Origin of the sequence: Krasilnikovia sp. MM14-A1259, assembly GCF_047159535.1 — a bacterium.
GTDB lineage: Bacteria > Actinomycetota > Actinomycetes > Mycobacteriales > Micromonosporaceae > Actinoplanes.
In genome coordinates this window covers 4,890,720-4,906,885 of record NZ_BAAGAJ010000002.1, presented here as the reverse complement: position 1 = coordinate 4,906,885, position 16,166 = coordinate 4,890,720, and the positions used below count along the sequence as shown (strand labels likewise).

Annotated in this window: 15 protein-coding genes and 1 other annotated feature; of the genes, 1 reads left to right on the top strand and 14 read right to left on the bottom strand. The window is 73.5% G+C overall.

What is annotated here, in order from left to right:
* Nucleotides 1-4: 4 nt before the first annotated feature.
* From ACMCNK_RS22305 to ACMCNK_RS22240, 14 genes are all read right to left on the bottom strand, one after another.
* On the bottom strand, nucleotides 5-607 hold the full coding sequence (locus ACMCNK_RS22305) for a gamma-glutamyl-gamma-aminobutyrate hydrolase family protein (protein WP_412738327.1): 603 nt from the start codon (nucleotides 605-607) through the stop codon (nucleotides 5-7).
* Complete coding sequence (locus tag ACMCNK_RS22300; protein ID WP_412738326.1) at nucleotides 604-2,898, bottom strand: PEP-utilizing enzyme; 2,295 nt, start codon at nucleotides 2,896-2,898, stop codon at nucleotides 604-606. Before ACMCNK_RS22300 ends, ACMCNK_RS22305 begins: the two co-directional genes overlap by 4 nt.
* Entirely contained in the window at nucleotides 2,895-3,659 is a 765-nt protein-coding gene (locus tag ACMCNK_RS22295) for a class I SAM-dependent methyltransferase (RefSeq protein WP_412738325.1), read from the bottom strand. Before ACMCNK_RS22295 ends, ACMCNK_RS22300 begins: the two co-directional genes overlap by 4 nt.
* Nucleotides 3,656-4,171 carry an adenylyl-sulfate kinase gene (locus ACMCNK_RS22290; RefSeq protein WP_412738324.1) on the bottom strand — a complete coding sequence of 172 codons (516 nt, stop codon included), beginning with the start codon at nucleotides 4,169-4,171 and terminating at the stop codon, nucleotides 3,656-3,658. Before ACMCNK_RS22290 ends, ACMCNK_RS22295 begins: the two co-directional genes overlap by 4 nt.
* Before the next feature lie 26 nt (nucleotides 4,172-4,197).
* Complete coding sequence (locus tag ACMCNK_RS22285) at nucleotides 4,198-5,004, bottom strand: ABC transporter permease (RefSeq protein WP_412738323.1); 807 nt, start codon at nucleotides 5,002-5,004, stop codon at nucleotides 4,198-4,200.
* Nucleotides 5,001-5,768 (bottom strand): ABC transporter permease, encoded by a 768-nt coding sequence (locus tag ACMCNK_RS22280; protein ID WP_412738322.1) that lies wholly within the window; start codon nucleotides 5,766-5,768, stop codon nucleotides 5,001-5,003. Before ACMCNK_RS22280 ends, ACMCNK_RS22285 begins: the two co-directional genes overlap by 4 nt.
* Nucleotides 5,765-6,718 carry an ABC transporter ATP-binding protein gene (locus ACMCNK_RS22275; protein ID WP_412738321.1) on the bottom strand — a complete coding sequence of 318 codons (954 nt, stop codon included), beginning with the start codon at nucleotides 6,716-6,718 and terminating at the stop codon, nucleotides 5,765-5,767. The genes ACMCNK_RS22280 and ACMCNK_RS22275 overlap by 4 nt, the downstream gene beginning before the upstream one ends.
* Entirely contained in the window at nucleotides 6,715-7,746 is a 1,032-nt protein-coding gene (locus ACMCNK_RS22270; RefSeq protein WP_412738320.1) for a hypothetical protein, read from the bottom strand. Before ACMCNK_RS22270 ends, ACMCNK_RS22275 begins: the two co-directional genes overlap by 4 nt.
* Entirely contained in the window at nucleotides 7,743-8,543 is an 801-nt protein-coding gene (locus ACMCNK_RS22265) for a GNAT family N-acetyltransferase (protein ID WP_412738319.1), read from the bottom strand. The genes ACMCNK_RS22270 and ACMCNK_RS22265 overlap by 4 nt, the downstream gene beginning before the upstream one ends.
* A complete protein-coding gene (locus ACMCNK_RS22260) occupies nucleotides 8,528-9,715 on the bottom strand; it encodes a M16 family metallopeptidase (RefSeq protein ID WP_412738318.1) in 1,188 nt (395 codons plus the stop codon). The genes ACMCNK_RS22265 and ACMCNK_RS22260 overlap by 16 nt, the downstream gene beginning before the upstream one ends.
* Nucleotides 9,716-10,240: 525 nt before the next feature.
* Nucleotides 10,241-11,038: an ATP-dependent Clp protease adaptor ClpS gene (locus ACMCNK_RS22255; protein WP_412738317.1), complete on the bottom strand. Its 798-nt coding sequence runs from the start codon at nucleotides 11,036-11,038 to the stop codon at nucleotides 10,241-10,243.
* A 7-nt stretch (nucleotides 11,039-11,045) separates the two neighbouring features.
* Nucleotides 11,046-12,227, bottom strand: coding sequence for a hypothetical protein (locus tag ACMCNK_RS22250; RefSeq protein ID WP_412738316.1), 1,182 nt, complete (start codon nucleotides 12,225-12,227; stop codon nucleotides 11,046-11,048).
* A complete protein-coding gene (locus ACMCNK_RS22245; RefSeq protein ID WP_412738315.1) occupies nucleotides 12,224-12,577 on the bottom strand; it encodes an IS3 family transposase in 354 nt (117 codons plus the stop codon). Before ACMCNK_RS22245 ends, ACMCNK_RS22250 begins: the two co-directional genes overlap by 4 nt.
* Nucleotides 12,500-12,613, bottom strand: a sequence feature (AL1L pseudoknot). It overlaps the preceding gene by 78 nt.
* On the bottom strand, nucleotides 12,574-12,864 hold the full coding sequence (locus ACMCNK_RS22240) for a transposase (protein WP_412738314.1): 291 nt from the start codon (nucleotides 12,862-12,864) through the stop codon (nucleotides 12,574-12,576). Its footprint overlaps the feature before it by 40 nt. The genes ACMCNK_RS22245 and ACMCNK_RS22240 overlap by 4 nt, the downstream gene beginning before the upstream one ends.
* A 216-nt stretch (nucleotides 12,865-13,080) precedes the next feature.
* On the opposite strand from ACMCNK_RS22240, the gene ACMCNK_RS22235 reads away from it, so the two are divergent.
* Nucleotides 13,081-16,158 (top strand): AfsR/SARP family transcriptional regulator, encoded by a 3,078-nt coding sequence (locus ACMCNK_RS22235; RefSeq protein ID WP_412738313.1) that lies wholly within the window; start codon nucleotides 13,081-13,083, stop codon nucleotides 16,156-16,158.
* Nucleotides 16,159-16,166 lie beyond the last annotated feature (8 nt).

The following is a 16,166-nucleotide window of genomic DNA, read 5'->3' as shown; positions in this document are numbered from 1 at the left end:
GCCCTCACCGTGCACCCCCGAGAACGCTCCGGATCATCGCCAGGTCGGCTTCGTCGGGCGGGTCCTCGCGTTCGGGATGCCACATGATGCCGTGCACCCGGGTACCGGTCAGCCGTACCGCCTCCACGACGTCACCCCGGCGGGCGGTGACCGTGCACGGGTCCGGCACCGCCCGGGCGGCCCACCGGTGGTAGCAGGTCACCATCCGGCTCCGGCCGTCGACGGCGACCTCGTGCCGGGCGGCCACGTGCCCGTCGACCGGGTGCAGCACGCCGCCGAAACGGTCGACGACGACCTGCATTCCCCGGCAGACGCCGAGCACCGGCCGTCCGGTCCGCAGCGCCCAGTCGAGCAGCGCCCGCTCGGCGGCGTCCCGCTCGGGTGCCGGGCCGCCGTACCGGGCCAGGTCCTCGCCGCCGGAGAGCAGCAGCCCGGCGACCGAGGCGGCCTCGGCCACCGCGACGGCCAGGGTCTCGTCGGGTGGTAGCGGCACGGCCGCCAGCCCGCACCGGGCCAGCAGCCTCGGCCAGCGCACGTCGAGGGCGCTGCGGCGCTCCCCGAACTCGTCGGGTGGCAGCAGGCGCTGGGTGATGCCGACCGGGATCACGACAGCACCCGGACGAGCCGGTTGGCGCAGTCGACGTCCAGCCGGGCGGCCCGCCGGTACTGCGCGAAGCGCTGCTCGCCCACCCCGGTCACCGCGGGCACGCCCAGCTCCTGGGCGCGGATCGCCATGTGGGAGTTGGTGCCGCCGTACGCGGTGACCAGGCCCCGGATGCCGCGGGCGAACAACCAGTCGTAGCCCGGGTCGGCGCTGGACACCAGGGCGATCGCCCCGGCCGGGGGGTCGCCGCGTTCGATGTCGGCGACCGGTGCCTGCACCCGCAGCTGGGTGACGAAGTTGGGCACCAGGTCGGGCAGCTCGAAGCCCCAGGCGTCGTCCGGCGTACGCAGCAGCGGCGGCAGCAGCACCGAGCGGGTGCCGGCGTGCTCGGCCCGGCCCGCCGCGGCGGCCGCGGCCAGCGTCGCCGCGTCGGCGGCATGGTCGCCGCGCAGCGCGGTGAGCACGGACACGTCCACGTGGGACATGTCCTCCACGTCCAGGCCGTGCCGCTCGCCGATCCGGCCGGCGGTCACCAGGACGTCGCTGAGTACCCGGGTGAACTCGAACTTCGCGCGTTCCCGCTCCCGGATCGCGTCGCGGATGAACGCGAGCATCTCGTCCGGGCCGCAGCGGAAGCCGGCGTCGCCCAGCAGGACGGCGATGTCGCGGCGCTGCGCCGCGGTGGGACGGAACCCGTCCGGCTCCGCCGGTCCGGCGGCCAGTGCCGCCCAGTCGAAGTAGCGGTCGGGCTGCTCGTCGTAGCGCCGTGACAGGATGTCGTAGGTGCCGGGGCGCAGGTGGCCGTAGCGGTCGAGGAAGGCCGCCCGGTTCAGGGTGCGAAAATCCTTGACGATGTCGCCCGCCACCGTGCCCAGCCCGTTCAGCAGGGCCGCCCGGTCGGCCTCGGACAGCACGCCGGCGGCGGTCAGGCCGGACAGCAGCTGCATCCCCACGAAACCGGCGCGGGCCAGCCCGGCGAAGGGCAGGGCGCCGTACTCGACGCAGTTGCGCAGGGCGTCGCCGACGTCCGCAGTGCGGGTGGTCGGCAGCCGCCGCAGCCGCCGCATGTCGTGCCGCCAGACGCCGTCGGGGCGGACCAGCCGGTTGGTCAGGTCGACGAGGCCACGGTGGATGCGGGACCGCTCGCTCGCGGTGAAGCCCTGCCCGGCCAGGTCGCGCACCCGGCTGCGCAGATCGAAGGTGTTGCACGAGAGCACGATGTCGAACTCGGTCTTGTCATGCAGGTGCGGCCGGTCGGCCAGGACGTCGAGGTAGTGGTCCACGAGCCGGGCGGCCAGCCCGTCCGAGAGCACGGCCGGGACGAACGAGGTGAAGCTGGCCCGCACGTCGATGTACGGCATGCCCGCGAAGTCCACCATGAGCGGGGTGCCGCCGAGGTCCCGGTAGCCGTACCGCGCGCGGGCCCGGGCCCAGGTGCGGTCGGTGATCAATGCCCGGTACAGCGACCGGGCGAGGGCCCGGGGGCGCAGGCCGATGATCTCGGCGGGGTTCCAGTCCGGCATCACCCCGTAGAGCTGGCGGCTGCCGAGGACACCGGGGGTCCGCTCGCGTTCGCGCCAGCGCTCGGCAACGGTCGACAGCAGCCGGCGATGCACGGGCACCGGCACCTCGCTGCGCTGCACGACCAGCGGGCGGGCCTGGAACAGCACCGCCTCACCGGCGGCGGTGACCGCGAACTCCACTTCGACCCGGTCGTGCCCGGTCAGTTCCACGACCTCGGTGATCAGGTCGAGGATCCCGTCGAGGTGGGCCAGCGGCGGGCGCGGGTGCCGGCCGGTCACCCCGTACCAGGTGCGGACGCCCTCGCCCCGCCCGCCGGTGACCGTGTCGGTCGCCGCGCCGTCGACCCAGCTGAGCACCCGGTACGGTGCCCCGCTGCTCGGATCGCACGAGCAGGCCACGCCGCTGGCCAGCGGTTCGGCCAGTTGCGGCTGCACCATGACCTGATCGTCGGCGCACGGCCCGTCGTACGAGTCGATGACCGCTTCGACGGCGGCCCGCAACCGTTCGGCGCCCCGCACACCGAGCGCCGAATGGAACCGGCCGGCCTGGGACGCCTGCAGCGTGTCCTCGGCGAGCGCACTGCTGCGTACCACCAGCGGCCCATCGGCCCATGCGCGGGCGAGGATCCGGTCGACGGTCGCGGCCGGGTCGGCACGCCACTGCCCGACCGTGAAGCGCACCGACGGCAGCACCCGCGCGGTCCGCAGCAGCGGCCCCAGGGCGGCGAGGGTCTCCGCCTTGGTGCCGAAGCGGACGAGGGTGGTGGTCACGGCCGCTTCCCCTGTACCGGCGCGGCCCAGCCCCGCGTCGTGTAGGGGATCTCCACGTGCGTACCGCTGGCGTCGCGGACCAGTTCGGTGATCGCGTCGACCACCGCGGGGAAGCCGGGGCCTGCCTGCCGGGCCAGTGTGGCGTGGGAACGCCACGCCGCACACCACGTCTCGGTCGCCACCCGGTGCAGCACCGTCCGGGTGATCGCGTGCACCGGGCCGAACAGACCGCTGTCGGCGATCACGGCGCTCTGGTCGGCCCGGCGGGCCCCGTACGTGTAGCCGGGCACCCGCCGCCGGATCAGGTCCTCGATCCGCTGCTGCAGCGGGTCGGTGAGGTCGCGGTGATTCCACAGGCAGGCGAACCAGCCACCGTCGGCGAGGATCCGCGCCGTCTCCGGCAGGGTGCAGGCCGGGTCGGCGACGTTGAACGAGGAACCGAACGTCACCAGGCGGTACCGCCCGGCTGCCCGGCCGGTCGCCTCAGCGGTGCCGTCGAACCAGCGCACCGACGGCGACTGCGCGGTGCGGCGTCCGCCCAGGGCGCGCATGGCGGCGTTCGGTTCGACCGCGTCCACCACCAGGCCGCGGGCCGACAGTGGCAGTGTCAGGTGGCCGGAGCCGGCGCCGATGTCGCAGGCCGGGGCACCCGAGGCGGCCCCGGCCAGTTCCAGCACCTCGTCCACGGCGGCCGGGGCGTAGTCGGGCCGGTCGGCGTAGGTCTGCGCGAGGGCGGTGTAGTCCCAGGTCAACGTAGTCATGTCAGATCCTTGTCGATCAGTGCGTGCAGAACGGCGGCGGCGGCCTGCTCCGCCGAGGTCGCGCCCGAGTTGTCGATCACGAGGTCGGGCGAGGTCGGGAACTGTGCCGGTACGTCCACTCCGGCCAGGTCGGCGTGGCCGGCGCCGTACAGCCCCTTGGGATCGCGGCGGCGCAGTTCCGCCTCGGGTACGCGCAGCCACACCTCGACGTAGTGCGGGAGGTTCGCGCGGTTCCACCGCTGGATGTCGTGGAACAGCGAGATGGTGGCGCAGACGACCAGGTGGCCCTGCCGGGCGAACTCCCGGGCCAGCCGCCCGTACCCGGCGCCGAGCTGCCGCCGTTCGGCAGCGGTGTGGCCGAGCGTGGTGGGCAGGGCCGCACGGATCCGGTCGCCGTCGAGCAGGACCGGCCGGGTGCCGCGGGCCAGCACCATCTCGACCAGGTGTCCGGCGACGGTGGTCTTGCCGGCGCCGGACAGGCCGGTCAGCCACACGACGGCGCCGTGTCTCATGGGTGTCTCCTGTGGTGGGGTCGGGGTCAGCTCAGGTACAGCAGGCCGTGCCGCCGCCCGCGGCGTTCCTGGACCCGGAAGGCCAGGTAGGCGGCGGCGAACCAGCCACCGGAGACCGCGACGGCCAGGGCGGCCGGGGCGAGTACGTCGGCCGGTCCGGCGCCGGCGGCCACCCGCCGCACGGCGGCGAGCGTGTGGGTCAGCGGTATCGGCCACGCCACGGCACGGACCCAGCCGGGCCAGAACGCCGACGGCACCTGGACGCCGCAGAACGCCATCATCAGCAGGTAGGCGGCGTTGGAGACGATGTTGCGCAGCTCCGGCAGGTTGATCGTCAGACCGGCCAGGAACAACCCGCAGCAGTACGTACCCAGCGCGGTCAGCAGCACGAGCGCGACGATCGCCGGCACCTGCCCGGCCTGCCAGCGCACGCCGAACAGCGGCCCGAGCGCGAACAGGGCCACCAGCGAGGTTCCGGCGCCGCTGACCGGCCATTGCAGGCTGCGGCCGACGAAGACCCAGAACAGTCGCGCGGGCGCGCTCGACAGCAGGGGCAGGGTGCCCAGGGACCGTTCCCAGCTGGATGAGGCGACCACCATCATGGCCTCCATGACGCAGGTCATCACCGCGTTACCGAGTACCAGGTAGGTGAGCTGGTCCGGGCGGTCGAGCAGCCGGCCGACCAGCGTGAAGAAGCTGACCTGCGCGAGCACCCGGCCGAGCCATCCGAACAGCCAGGTCCGCCAGGTGTAGACGGCGGCGAGGTCGGCGGCGGCGATGGCGGCGCTGCGGGCCACGACGGTGGCCGGGCGGACGTGCGTGGCGGTCGTCATGCCTGCCCCAGGGTGCCGGTGCGGCGTACCTGTCGCAGCACCCGGTGCAGCAGATACGCGCCGACGCCGAAGCCGGCGGCGCCCAGCCCGGCGATCGCGAGCAGCCGCGCGCCGGGATGCCCGACCGGCCGCGCGAGCAGGCTGTCGCGCAGCAGATCCGCAGCCCAGGACAGGAACACCGCGCGCGATGCCGGGTGCAGCCATTGCGGCAGCAGCGACACCGGGACCAGGACCCCGCCCAGCAGGTAGAACGGGTAGGTCAGGGTGTTCTGGATGGTCCGTGCCGTCGGCATGAGCACGAACAGCGGAGACAGCACGCTCGCCGTGCCGGCCGTGGCCAGGCCGGCGACCCCGACCGTCAGGGCGAACAGCAGCGGATGGCCCGGTGCCACCCAGCGGCCGAAGCCGATCCCGGCCACCAGCCACGCTTCGGCGAAGGCGGCAGCGCCGACCACGGTGACCACCGAGAGCCGCCCGATGACCAGCACCGCCAGCGACACCGGCGCCGCGACCAGCCCTTCGAGGGTGCCCAGGATCCGCTCCTCGGTGATCATCTGGCCGGCCAGCGTGAGGGCGGCGCTCCACAGTGTCATCAGGGTCGGTGCGACCACCGCGTACGGCGCCAGGTCGCCCCGGCCCGCGTGCTCGGTCATCGCCAGCAGGATGAGCGTGAACAGCGGCGCGGTGACGCAGAGCTGCGCGGTGTCCGGGGACCGGCGGAGTTGGCGCAGCTGGAACCGGAAGCCGGTCGTGAGCATCCTCATCGCCGTACCGCCATGCCGCGGTCGCCGATGAGGTGCAGGTAGACCTCTTCCAGGCCGGGCCGGTCGGTGCGCAGGCGGGTCACCCCGGCGCCGACCAGCTCCCCGAGGACCGCCCCGACGGCCGGTCCCTGTTCGACCGAGATCCGGCAGGTGCCGTCGTCGAGGCGGTCGGTGGCGACCACCCCCGGCAGGTCGGGCAGCCGCGTCCACAGCGCCGCCGGCACCCCGGCCGCGTCGATCCGGTCGTAGCGGCTGACCAGCGACCCGACCGCGGCCGGGGTGTCGGTCACCAGCAGCCGACCCTGGTCGATCAGGCTGACCCGGTCGCAGAGCGCGGCGGCCTCGGCCATGTCGTGCGTGGTGAGCAGCACGGTCCGCCCGTCGGCGCGCAGTTCACCGACCAGTGCCCGGAAGTCGTGCGCGGCGACCGGGTCCATGCCCGCGGTGGGTTCGTCGAGCACCAGCACGGGCGCCTCGGCGAGCAGGCCCCGGGCCAGGTGCAGCCGCTGCTTCATCCCCCGGGAGAACGTGTCCACCCGCTCGCCGGCGCGCTCGGCCAGTCCGCACCGGTGCAGCAGGGCGTCCACGCGGCGCTGCCCGGCCCGGCCACGCAGCCCGTACAACGCCGCCCAGAACGTGAGGTTCTGGCGGGCGGTGAGGCGGCCGTACAGTCCCTTGTCGCCGCCGAAGACGATGCCGACGCTGTGCTTGACCGCGGACGCGTCGGCGACGACGTCGCGGCCGCATACCCGGGCCGTGCCGGAGGTGGGCAGCAGCACGGTCGACAGGATCCGGCACAGGGTGGTCTTGCCGGCCCCGTTCGGGCCCAGCAGGCCGTGCACCTCGCCGGGAGCGACGACGAGGTCGAGGCGGTCGAGGGCGGTCGCGGTGCCGGTGCGGCCGACCCGATACGTACGGGTGAGCCCGCGGGTCTCCACCGCGGGGGTCACGACCGGCTCCGGTCGTCGCGGTCCAGTTCGGCCAGGGCGGCGTCGTACCGGGCGCGCGAGACGACCTCCCGGTCGGTGAGCAGGTAGTCGGCGACCGGCGTGAGCAGCAGCCGTCCCCCGCCGAAGGAGCGCACGCGGGCGGAGTCCCAGCCCGGCCGGACCGGCACGCGGCGTAGGAACAGACCGTGCTCGGGCCGGCCGGCGCCGATCGTGGCGGGGGGCCGGTCCCGGCGGCACTGCTCGGCCGTCACCTCCGGTTCCAGCGCCGCACGCACCGCGGCCAGGGCACCGAGCGGGGTGTAGCGGGCCGCGAAGTCGAGCAGGTCCGCGGCTTCCGGCGCCAGCCGGTACGCGGCCACCGCTGCGACCGTGTCCGCCGGGTCGAACTCCGCCGTGGACAACGCGCGGACGTCTAGCACGTCGCGGTGCCGGAACGGCCGCTGCAGCCCTTCCTCCGCCAGTGCGATCAGGCATTCGACGTGGTCGGGTGCGTGGAGCACCGGACGCACCGGGACGCAGCCGAAGTCTCCGGTCAGCGCCGCGGTGCAGATCTCCACCTTGAACCACGGGTCGACCAGCGGATCCTCCGCGGGCCAGAACATCACGACCATGGTGTGGCGCGGCTCGACGCCGAACACGGTGACGTCGATGTTCTCCACCGGGTGCTGCTCGGCGATCCGGGTCACCGCCCGCCAGAGCGCGGCCTCGTCCGGGGCGACCAGGTCGAGGTCGCCCTGCGGGCGCAGCAGGTCGGCGGGGTAGCGGGCGGCGAGCTGGAGGCCCTTGATCGCCCGGACCCCGGTGGCGGCGGCCAGGTCCGCCGCCAGGTCGGCGTAGCGGCGAGACCGCTCCTGCGCACGCTGCAGCTCGGCGCGGGCGGGTTCACCCATCCGGGCGCCGTCGCGCGCCAGCGCGGACAGCACGAGGTACGGCAGTTGGTAGTGGGTGCCCCGGGCCCGGTGCAGCAGCTCCGCCGGGCCGCTGTCGGGGTCGACGTCGAGCAGCCGGTACAGCAGGTCGGTCGTCACGGCGTACGCCTCCAGAAGGTGTGGTCGTGGGCCCAGCCGGTAGCCAGCAGGACGCTCAGGATCCGTCCGCCCTTGTCCGGGTCCACCTCGGACAGGGGGTGTGCCACCTGGCCGATGCACAGCTCACCGGCGGGCAGCGCCGCGACGGTCGCCGCGATCAGCGCGGTGATCGCGGTACGGCGCAACTCGGCCGGCGCCACGAACACGTCGGTCAGTTCGGTGTACCGGCGGCCCGTGACGTCGTCGTGCCGGTCGGGGCAGAGCGTCAGGTGGCCGATCGTCCGCCCTTCGTGGACTGCAAGGTACGACCGGCGGCCCGGCTGAGCGAGCATCGTGTCGGCCAGCGCCCGCAGGTCGGCCGGGTCGCCGGTGCGACGCCGTTCGGCCGCGCTCTCGGTCATGGCCTCGACCAGCCAGTCACGGACCAGCGTGTCGTGCTCAGGCCCGGCCGCGTGGACGCGGACCGCGGCGGGCGGCGGGCCGGCCGGTCCGACGAACCGCAGGTAGCTCAGGTGCCGCTCCCACGGGGCGCCGGGCGCGGTCGCGGAGTCGGTGCGCAGGAGCAGGACGTCGACCGCGGGCTGCGCCGCGCCGGCCTGCGCGGCGAGCCAGTCCAGCGCGGGGTCGGCGGCCAGCAGCGCCGGGTCGAGGTACTCGATCAGGTACTGCCGCTCGCCGCCGATGACGTCGGTGCAGACGCCGGCGACATACGGCAGGCCGGCGCGGTGGTGCAGCAGCCCGGCGTCCGCCGCGTCGTCCAGGTAGCCTGCGGGCGGCGCGGTCACGGCTGCGGCCATACGGCGACCACCAGATCGTCGAGGATCCGGGCGGCGGCGCGGCGTACGTCCTCGGCGGTGACCGCCCGCAGCGCCGCGAGTTCCGCGGACGGGGTCCAGACGTGGGTGCCGGCCCCGCTGCGCTGGGCCATCATTCGCACGTGCTCCAGCGGATCTTCCCGTCCGACGATCAACGCCATCCGGGCCTGCCGGTAGGCCGCCGCCATGTCGTCCGGTTCCACACCGGCGGCGACGCGGCGCAGCGTGTCGCGGACGGTCGCCAGGATCGCGTCGCCGTTGCCCGGCTCGACGCCTACCAGCACCCGCCACGCCCCACCGTCGCGGTATGCGCGGTTCCACGCCTGGAAGGAGTAGGCCAGCCCGCGCTCGTTGCGCAGCGCGCGGTACAGCATCGAGGCGGGACTGCCGCCGAGCAGCTGCGCCAGGATCTCGTACGCATGGCGGTCCGGGTCGCCCAGATCGGTGGAGCGGGCCCCGATCGCGGCCCAGGCGTACCGGTCGGGCCACTCCACGTCGCCCGGCACGCCCGCGAGCGGAGCCGGCGCACCGCCGCGATCGGCGGCCGCACCGCCGGTGGCCGGTGCCGCTGGGGCGTGCGCCAGTGGCGCGGGCACCCGTGGGCCGGTCACGAACATGGTCATGGGAGCGGGCCGGAACACCCGCTCGTGGCCGCGTGCCACGTCGTCGGGCTCCAGGGCCTCGACCTCGGCGCGGCTGCCGCCGACCGGGCGGCCCAGCGGATGCCCGGGGAACAGGCGGGCCAGGAACAGATCCTGGACGACATCGCACGGGTCGGCCTCCGCGGCGGCCAGCTCGCTGAGTACGACACCGCGTTCACCTCGGACGAGGTCCGGGTCGAAGGCGGGCTGCAGCACCGCTTCCAGCAGCCGGTCAGCGACGGCGTCGGCGTCATCGGCGTGCACGCGGGCGTAGAACAGCATCAGTTCCAGGCCGGTCTCGGCGTTGGCGTGGCCGCCGAGACGCTCGACGTACTCGGTGACCGACGCGCCAGCCCGGACCGGCGCGGCCATCAGCGCGTGCTCCAGCAGGTGCGCGAGGCCGCCCTGTCCCGGAGGGTCGTGCCGGGCGCCGTACGCCACCGCCAGGCAGATGCTGGTCGTGGTCAGCCGCTCGTCGACGACCGCGACCACCGGTGGGGCCGTCTGCGTCATGGTCGTTCCTTTCCGTGCCGTGGCCCGGGGCCGGGCGCCGGTGCGGCGCCCGGCCCGGGACCGATCAGGTGGCTGTCATCACTTGGCCGACACCTTCTCGAGGCGCGGGCGCATGGCTACGGCGTGCTTACGCATGGAAATCACCTCCAGCCCATTCAGAAAATTGTTCCGACCACATTTCCGTACCGGTCGCTGAGGGAATTAGATATCGCCTTCCGGTGCGCGGTCAAGGCGATCAGGTATCCGCCCCAGGAATTGCGTAGAGATCCGCCGGACGGTCCCCGACTTCCCCTTCTCACAAGGATGTATCCGCAGTTCGCCGCGCTCTGGCTCCGCCCCGGGTTTGTCGTAGAAGAGAATGGAAAATGGTCGACACAATGACTGTCGACCATTGCCCGGGGGCGCAAAGACGAGAAGCCGGCCGCGGCAGCGCGGCCGGCTTCCGGCCGGTTTCGATAACGGTGTGGCCGGCCCAGGCCGGTTTCGGTTACGGGGTGGCGGGATGGGTGGCCCAGGTGTGGGGAATCAGGTGACTGGGTCGGCCGCCGCAGTCAACCCGCGGTGGGCCAACGCCGACGCGAGTTCCGTCGCAGCTGTGCGGGATCCGGCGTGGACGATCGCCGAGCCGGTCTGATCGACGCGCAGCACCGCCTGCACCGCACGCACCGGCGACAGGTCCGGATGCACCTCGTACAGCGTCGCGGCGGCGTAGTCGAGGGAGTGCGCGTCGTCGGAGCACAGCCTGGTGACCCACTGCCCGGGCGCGGCCGGGGCCTGCCACAGCCCACCCCAGCCCACCCGTTCCAGGACACTCCAGACCGATCGCGCGAGTCGCCCCAGATCGACGGCGGCCAGCCGGCCGGTGATCCCGGGTACCGGCGTCACACCGGCCGCGGCCGACCCTGAACCGGTGTCACCGGACCAGTGCGGTGGCGTGCCGTGCGTGGCACTGAGCCAGCCCAACTGGCGCGCGGCTTCCTCCGGGTCCGCCGCGGCGTGCACGCAGTTCGCCAGCGCGGCGACGGCGAACCGGTTCCGCACGGAACGCCGGATCTGCCGGCCCGCGCCGAGGGCGTTGCTTCCCGAGAGCACGACGAATCGGACCGGGCCGCTGGTGAGGTAACACAGCAGCAGCGCCCGAGTGAGGGGGTATCGCACCTCGTCGAATGAGGGGAACAGCGTCCGCGCCTGCTCCTCGGTCAGCGCGGTGTCGACGGCGTACCGGCGGGCCACAGAGGCCGTGGCGATCTGCTCGTCGATGGCGGCCAGCACGTCCGGCCGCCGCATCGCATCCGGTTTCGCCATCACCAGGGTGTACGGCATCCGACGGTCACCCCCGCCCGCCGACGCCCACCGGCGCGCCGCCGAGCAGCCGCTGCACGGCCCCGGCAAGCTCGTCGGCATCGCGCACCGGGTCGTCAAGACACCGGCCGCCGCGACGGATCAGCGTGAAGTCGTCCGCGCCCACCCGCAGCGTCACGGGGGCACCCAGGTAGTCCGCGAAGCGTTGCCGCGCGACTGCCGGACGGTTGAGCCGGTCGTCCAGCGCGGACCGGATCCCCCGGCCGACGAGCGTCGCATGCAGCCGTTCCGCGGCGGCCACCGCGTCCGCGCCGACCGGGACGACGACCGCGTCGAACGGGCGCAGCGACGCCGGGAGCGAGAACCCGAGCGAGTCGCGGTGCCGGTCGAACACGGCGTACAGCACCCGGTTGGTGCACAGCGCGTAGGTCGCCATCCGCGCCCCGGTGAGGGCGTTCCCGGCGGTCCGGTAGCTGACCGGCGGCGGCGTCGCGGCAGCGTAGTGGTAGCCCACCGCAAGGCTCAGCGCCTTCGCGATTCCGGTGAGCGATCCCTCGTCCGCCACGTTGGTGCTGCCCTCGGCGCAGGGATAGAAGATTTCCACGTGCAGCGGATCCGTGCTCCATTGCTGCCGGAGGGGGAGCCCGAGGCCGGCCAACGTGTCGACGGTGAGCGCCACGAGCTCGTCCAGGCTGCCACGCACGCCGGCGTCGTCCGGTTCGAGCGCGAGGCCACCCAGGACGCGGAACTGCCGCAACCGCAGGATCGAGCGGGTGTTCTTCATCTGCCGGAAGATGTCGGTCAGGTAGCCCACCCGGATCGGCAGGTCACGATGGGACAGCGGGGCCGACCCGAGGGCGCCGGTGAGCAGCATCTCGGGGCTGGTCAGCAGGTGGTACCCGCGCAGCGTGTCCGACAGGAACAGGATCTTGCTCAGGAACTGCTCGCCTACCGGTTCACCGGCGGTGAGCTCGGAGTCCTTCATGACCGATGGGATGCGTACCTGGGAGAAGCCGGCCTGTTCGAGGGCGGTGGCGAGCCGGCCCTCGATCCTCGCGAGCACCTCCGTGCCGATAGGGGTGTAGGTGGGGATTCCTGGATAGCCGGTGTGGGCCAGCAGGCCCCGGCTGAGCAGCGCGGAGGTGCGTTGGTGCCGGAAACCCGACGGCGCGTCGAGGCCGGCCTTGTACAACTGCCTGGAGAATCTCAACGTACGTGCTCCTGATCGATGGTGATCGGCTCGGGCCCGCCGCCGTCACGAGGGGTGCTCCCGCTCGTGCCGGTCAGCCCGGCCCGGCGCATCAGCCGCTCCACCGTGCATCGGGCGACGTCGTGTCCCTGCTCCAGCAACCGGCTCCACACCCGCCGGGCGCCGAACCGGCCGGCGCTGTCCCGGTGGATGCGCAGGATCTCGGCGAGCAGCTCGGCGTCGCGCTGGGACCGCGCGGACGGCGGGCGGGACCTGGCCGCGTAGTAGGTCGACGGAGGGATCCGCAACGTGCGGCAGATCCGCTCGACTCCGTACGTGTCCCGATGGGACTCGATGAACCTGACCGTCACCGGAATTGCGGGTCGAGCTCCCGCGCGAAGAAATCCGACGCCGCGCGCAGGATCTCGTTCTCCCGCTGCAGCGCGTGCAGCCGCCGGGTCAGCGCGGTGACCCGGTCCTCGTCGGGTACCGCCGCCCCCGCCTGCGCCACCCATCTGCGCAGGGTGTCCTGGCTGATACCCAGCCGCTGCGCCACCGCGGGTATGGTCGCGCCACGCCGGCCGCGGTGCCGCACGTCCAGCACCATCCCTACGGCGCGGCTGCGGATGGTGTGCTGGTGGCCCTGCTCGCTCAACATCATGTACTCCTGGTGGGCCGCGAGCCGTCTCGGCCGGCCCGCTCGGGTTTGCTCGCGACGAATCTAGGAACGACCGGTCAACCGTCGATCACCGTGCCGTCGACGACGGCTCGACGGCCTGCCAGGAGGCGCGTGACTGCGTGGCCTAACCTGTTGGGTCGTTCAGGGATAGGGGGCGCGGGTTTGAGCGGGCTGCGGTTTTCGGTACTCGGGCCGATGCGGGGGCATCGTGGCCCCGGCGCTCTGCAGGTCGGCAGCCCGCAACAGCAGGCGATGATGGCCGTGCTGCTACTCCGCCCCGGCGGTACGGCCTCCGCCGCCGATCTGGTCGACGCGCTGTGGGGCGAGGAACCGCCGACTGCCGCCATGACCACGCTGCGCACGTACGCCTGGCGCTGGCGCAAGATCTTGGAGACGGAGCGGTCGGCTCCATCCGTACTCGTCTCGCTCGGCGACGGCTACCACGTGGTCCTGCCCGACGGCGCGGTCGACGCGTCGAATGCAGTTGCGCTGGCCGCGAAGGCGGAGCAGGCCCGCACGGACGGCGACCCGGCTGCCGCCCGCGACCTGCTGAACGAGGCGCTGCACCTGTGGTACGGCGAGCCACTGGCCGGCCTGCCCGGGCCGTTCGCCCAGCGGCAGCGCCAGCGGCTCGCCGAGCTGCGGCTGACCCTGCTGGAGGAGCGGATCGGCCTCGATCTCGACCTCGGGCGGGCCGCCCGCTGCGTACCCGAACTGACCACCCTGACCGCCGAACGACCCCTGCGGGAACGGCCGTACGGGCTGCTCATGAGGGCGCTGTACGGGTCCGGGCGGCAGGCCGACGCGTTCGCGGTGTTCCGTGCCGTCCGGGAGCTCCTGATCGAAGAACTGGGCGTGGAGCCGGGACCGGAGTTGACCGAACTGCACCGGTCCATGCTGGACGGCGACCCCGGCCAGGCCATGGGGCCGGATGCGCCCCCGGCCGGTCCCGCGCCATCGGCCGGCCCACCGGCCGGCATGCCACAGGCCGATCCCGCCCGGCAGACCGCGTCACCGCATGCCCATCCCATCCAGGCCGGTCCGTCGGCACCGCCTGCCGGTCCCGACGTGCGCCCACCTGCCGCCACACCACCCCCGGCAGCGTCTATCGGCGAAAGCCAGGCACGGGCGTCGTCCCTGCCACGTCCCGCGCAACTTCCCCCGGAGCCGGCCGACTTCACCGGGCGCACACCGCTCGCCACGACCCTGTCCGCGGCATTGACCTCAGCCGCACGCCGTACCCTGGCCGTGGCCACCGTGGCCGGTATGGGCGGAATGGGCAAGACGACGCTCGCGCTGCACGTCGCCCACCGGGTCCAGGAGGCGTTCCCGGACGGCCAGCTCTACGCCGACCTACGCGGCGGCGACCCGGTGCCGGCCGACCCGGATCTGGTCCTTACCGGCTTCCTCACCGCGCTCGGGATCGGGCCGGAGGCCCAACCGGACGGCCTGGAGGCGCGCTCGGCCCTGTTCCGTTCGCTGGTGGACCAGCGCCGTCTGCTGGTCCTGCTCGACGACGCCCGAGACGTCGCCCAGGTACGCCCGCTGCTCCCTGGCACCGCCGGCTGCGCGGTCCTGGTGACCAGCCGCAGCAGGCTCTCCGGACTACCCGCGGCCGTCCAGGCCGACCTGGAGGTCTTCCATCCGGCCGAAGCGGTCGCGCTGCTCAGCCGGGTGATCGGCGCCGAGCGGGTGGCCGCCGAACGCGATGCTGCCCGCGCCCTCGTTGAAGCGTGCGGCTTCCTGCCGCTGGCCGTACGGATCGTAGCCGCCCGGCTGGCGGCCCGTCCGACCTGGAGCATCGCCACGCTCCGGCAGCGACTTGCGGACGAGCGGCGCCGAATCGACGAACTGCGCATCGGGGACCTCGCGGTGCAGTCAGCTTTCGAGCTGAGCTACCGGCCGCTCACCGCCGAGCAGGCCCGCGCGTTCGTCCTGCTGTCCACCGTGGACATGCCGGAGATCACGCTGGCGTCGGCGGCCGCCCTGCTGGATCGCGACGAGTACCACACCGAGGAATTGCTGGAGGCGCTCGTCGACGTGGCGCTGGTGGAGTCCGCGGCGGCGGGCCGGTACCGCTATCACGATCTGCTGCGGGCGTTCGCGCGACGCACCTGTGAGCTCGAACGCCCGGATGAGATCGCTCTGGCGCTCGAGCGGCTGCTGGATTTCCTGCTGTCCACGGCATGTGCGGCGTTCCAGCACGCGGTGCCCGGGGATCCGATCGGCCAGGCCCTCGGGCCGGTCCGCGCCGTGGGTCTGGAGATTCCTGACCTGGCCGCGGCACGTGCCTGGGCGGGTACCGAGACGGAGAACGTCGTCGCCCTCGTCGGCCAGGTCGCGCGGGCGGCCGGGCCGTCCGCGACGACGAGCGTACGAACCGCGATCGATCTGCTTATCGCCCTGAGCCCGTTCGAGCCGGATCCGCGCTACGGCCACGCCATCGGCACCGCCCGTGCCCTCGTCGAGACGGCCGAACGGGTCGGGGACGTCCGCGCCGCGGGACGGGCCCGATTCCTGTGCGGGCACATCGCGCTGGCGGCAACCCGCCTCGGCGAGGCGGAGGCCGAGGCGAGCCGGGCTGTGGCGGCGTGCCGGCGGGTCGAGGATCCGGTGATCCTGCGCCAGGCGCTCAACGACCTCGGCCTGATCACCCAGCTGGTTGGCCGGTACGACGAGGCTGCGGACTACTTCGACGAGGCCATCGTCCTGGCCCGGCGGCTCGGTCACCGCTCGGGTGAGGTCGCCACAACGGTGAACGCGGCGCTCGCCCGGGTCCGGAGCGGGCGGGCGGCCGAGGCGGTACCGATCTGCCGTGAGGTGCTCGCCGGGTCGGCGGAGCTGGACGACGATGCGGCCACCACCTATGCCCGCTACACGCTCGGCCTTGCCCTGTACACGCTGCAGCGGTACGAGGAGGCGGCCGACTGCTTCACCGAGTGCCTGGCGCTGTGCACGGCAGCCGGTTTGCGCAGCCGGGAGTCGCACGCCCGGTACCGGCTCGCCGACACGCTGCGGATGCTGGGACAGCCGGAGCGCGCGGTCGCCGAAGCGGACCGGGCGCTGCGGCTGTGCGAGGAGACGGGCAATCAGCGCGATCAGGGCAACGCCCTGATGGTGCTCGGCCAGTCCCTGCACCACCTCGGCCGCACCGGTGCGGCGCGCGAGCATCTGCAGCGGGCACAGGAGCTGTTCTCTCGGCTCGGTCTGCCGGAAGCAGCCGAGGCCGCAGAGCTGCTCGACGCAGTCCCCGCGGCCCCGGCCGGCGTTTGACCCCTGGC

Coding starts and splice junctions, on each gene's coding strand:
- ACMCNK_RS22295 (WP_412738325.1), bottom strand. CDS start 3,659: ATGACTACGTTGACCTGGGACTACACCGCCCTCGCGCAGACCTACGCC.
- ACMCNK_RS22290 (WP_412738324.1), bottom strand. CDS start 4,171: ATGAGACACGGCGCCGTCGTGTGGCTGACCGGCCTGTCCGGCGCCGGC.
- ACMCNK_RS22285 (WP_412738323.1), bottom strand. CDS start 5,004: ATGACGACCGCCACGCACGTCCGCCCGGCCACCGTCGTGGCCCGCAGC.
- ACMCNK_RS22280 (WP_412738322.1), bottom strand. CDS start 5,768: ATGAGGATGCTCACGACCGGCTTCCGGTTCCAGCTGCGCCAACTCCGC.
- ACMCNK_RS22265 (WP_412738319.1), bottom strand. CDS start 8,543: ATGGCCGCAGCCGTGACCGCGCCGCCCGCAGGCTACCTGGACGACGCG.
- ACMCNK_RS22260 (WP_412738318.1), bottom strand. CDS start 9,715: ATGACGCAGACGGCCCCACCGGTGGTCGCGGTCGTCGACGAGCGGCTG.
- ACMCNK_RS22255 (WP_412738317.1), bottom strand. CDS start 11,038: ATGCCGTACACCCTGGTGATGGCGAAACCGGATGCGATGCGGCGGCCG.
- ACMCNK_RS22240 (WP_412738314.1), bottom strand. CDS start 12,864: ATGTTGAGCGAGCAGGGCCACCAGCACACCATCCGCAGCCGCGCCGTA.
- ACMCNK_RS22235 (WP_412738313.1), top strand. CDS start 13,081: ATGCGGGGGCATCGTGGCCCCGGCGCTCTGCAGGTCGGCAGCCCGCAA.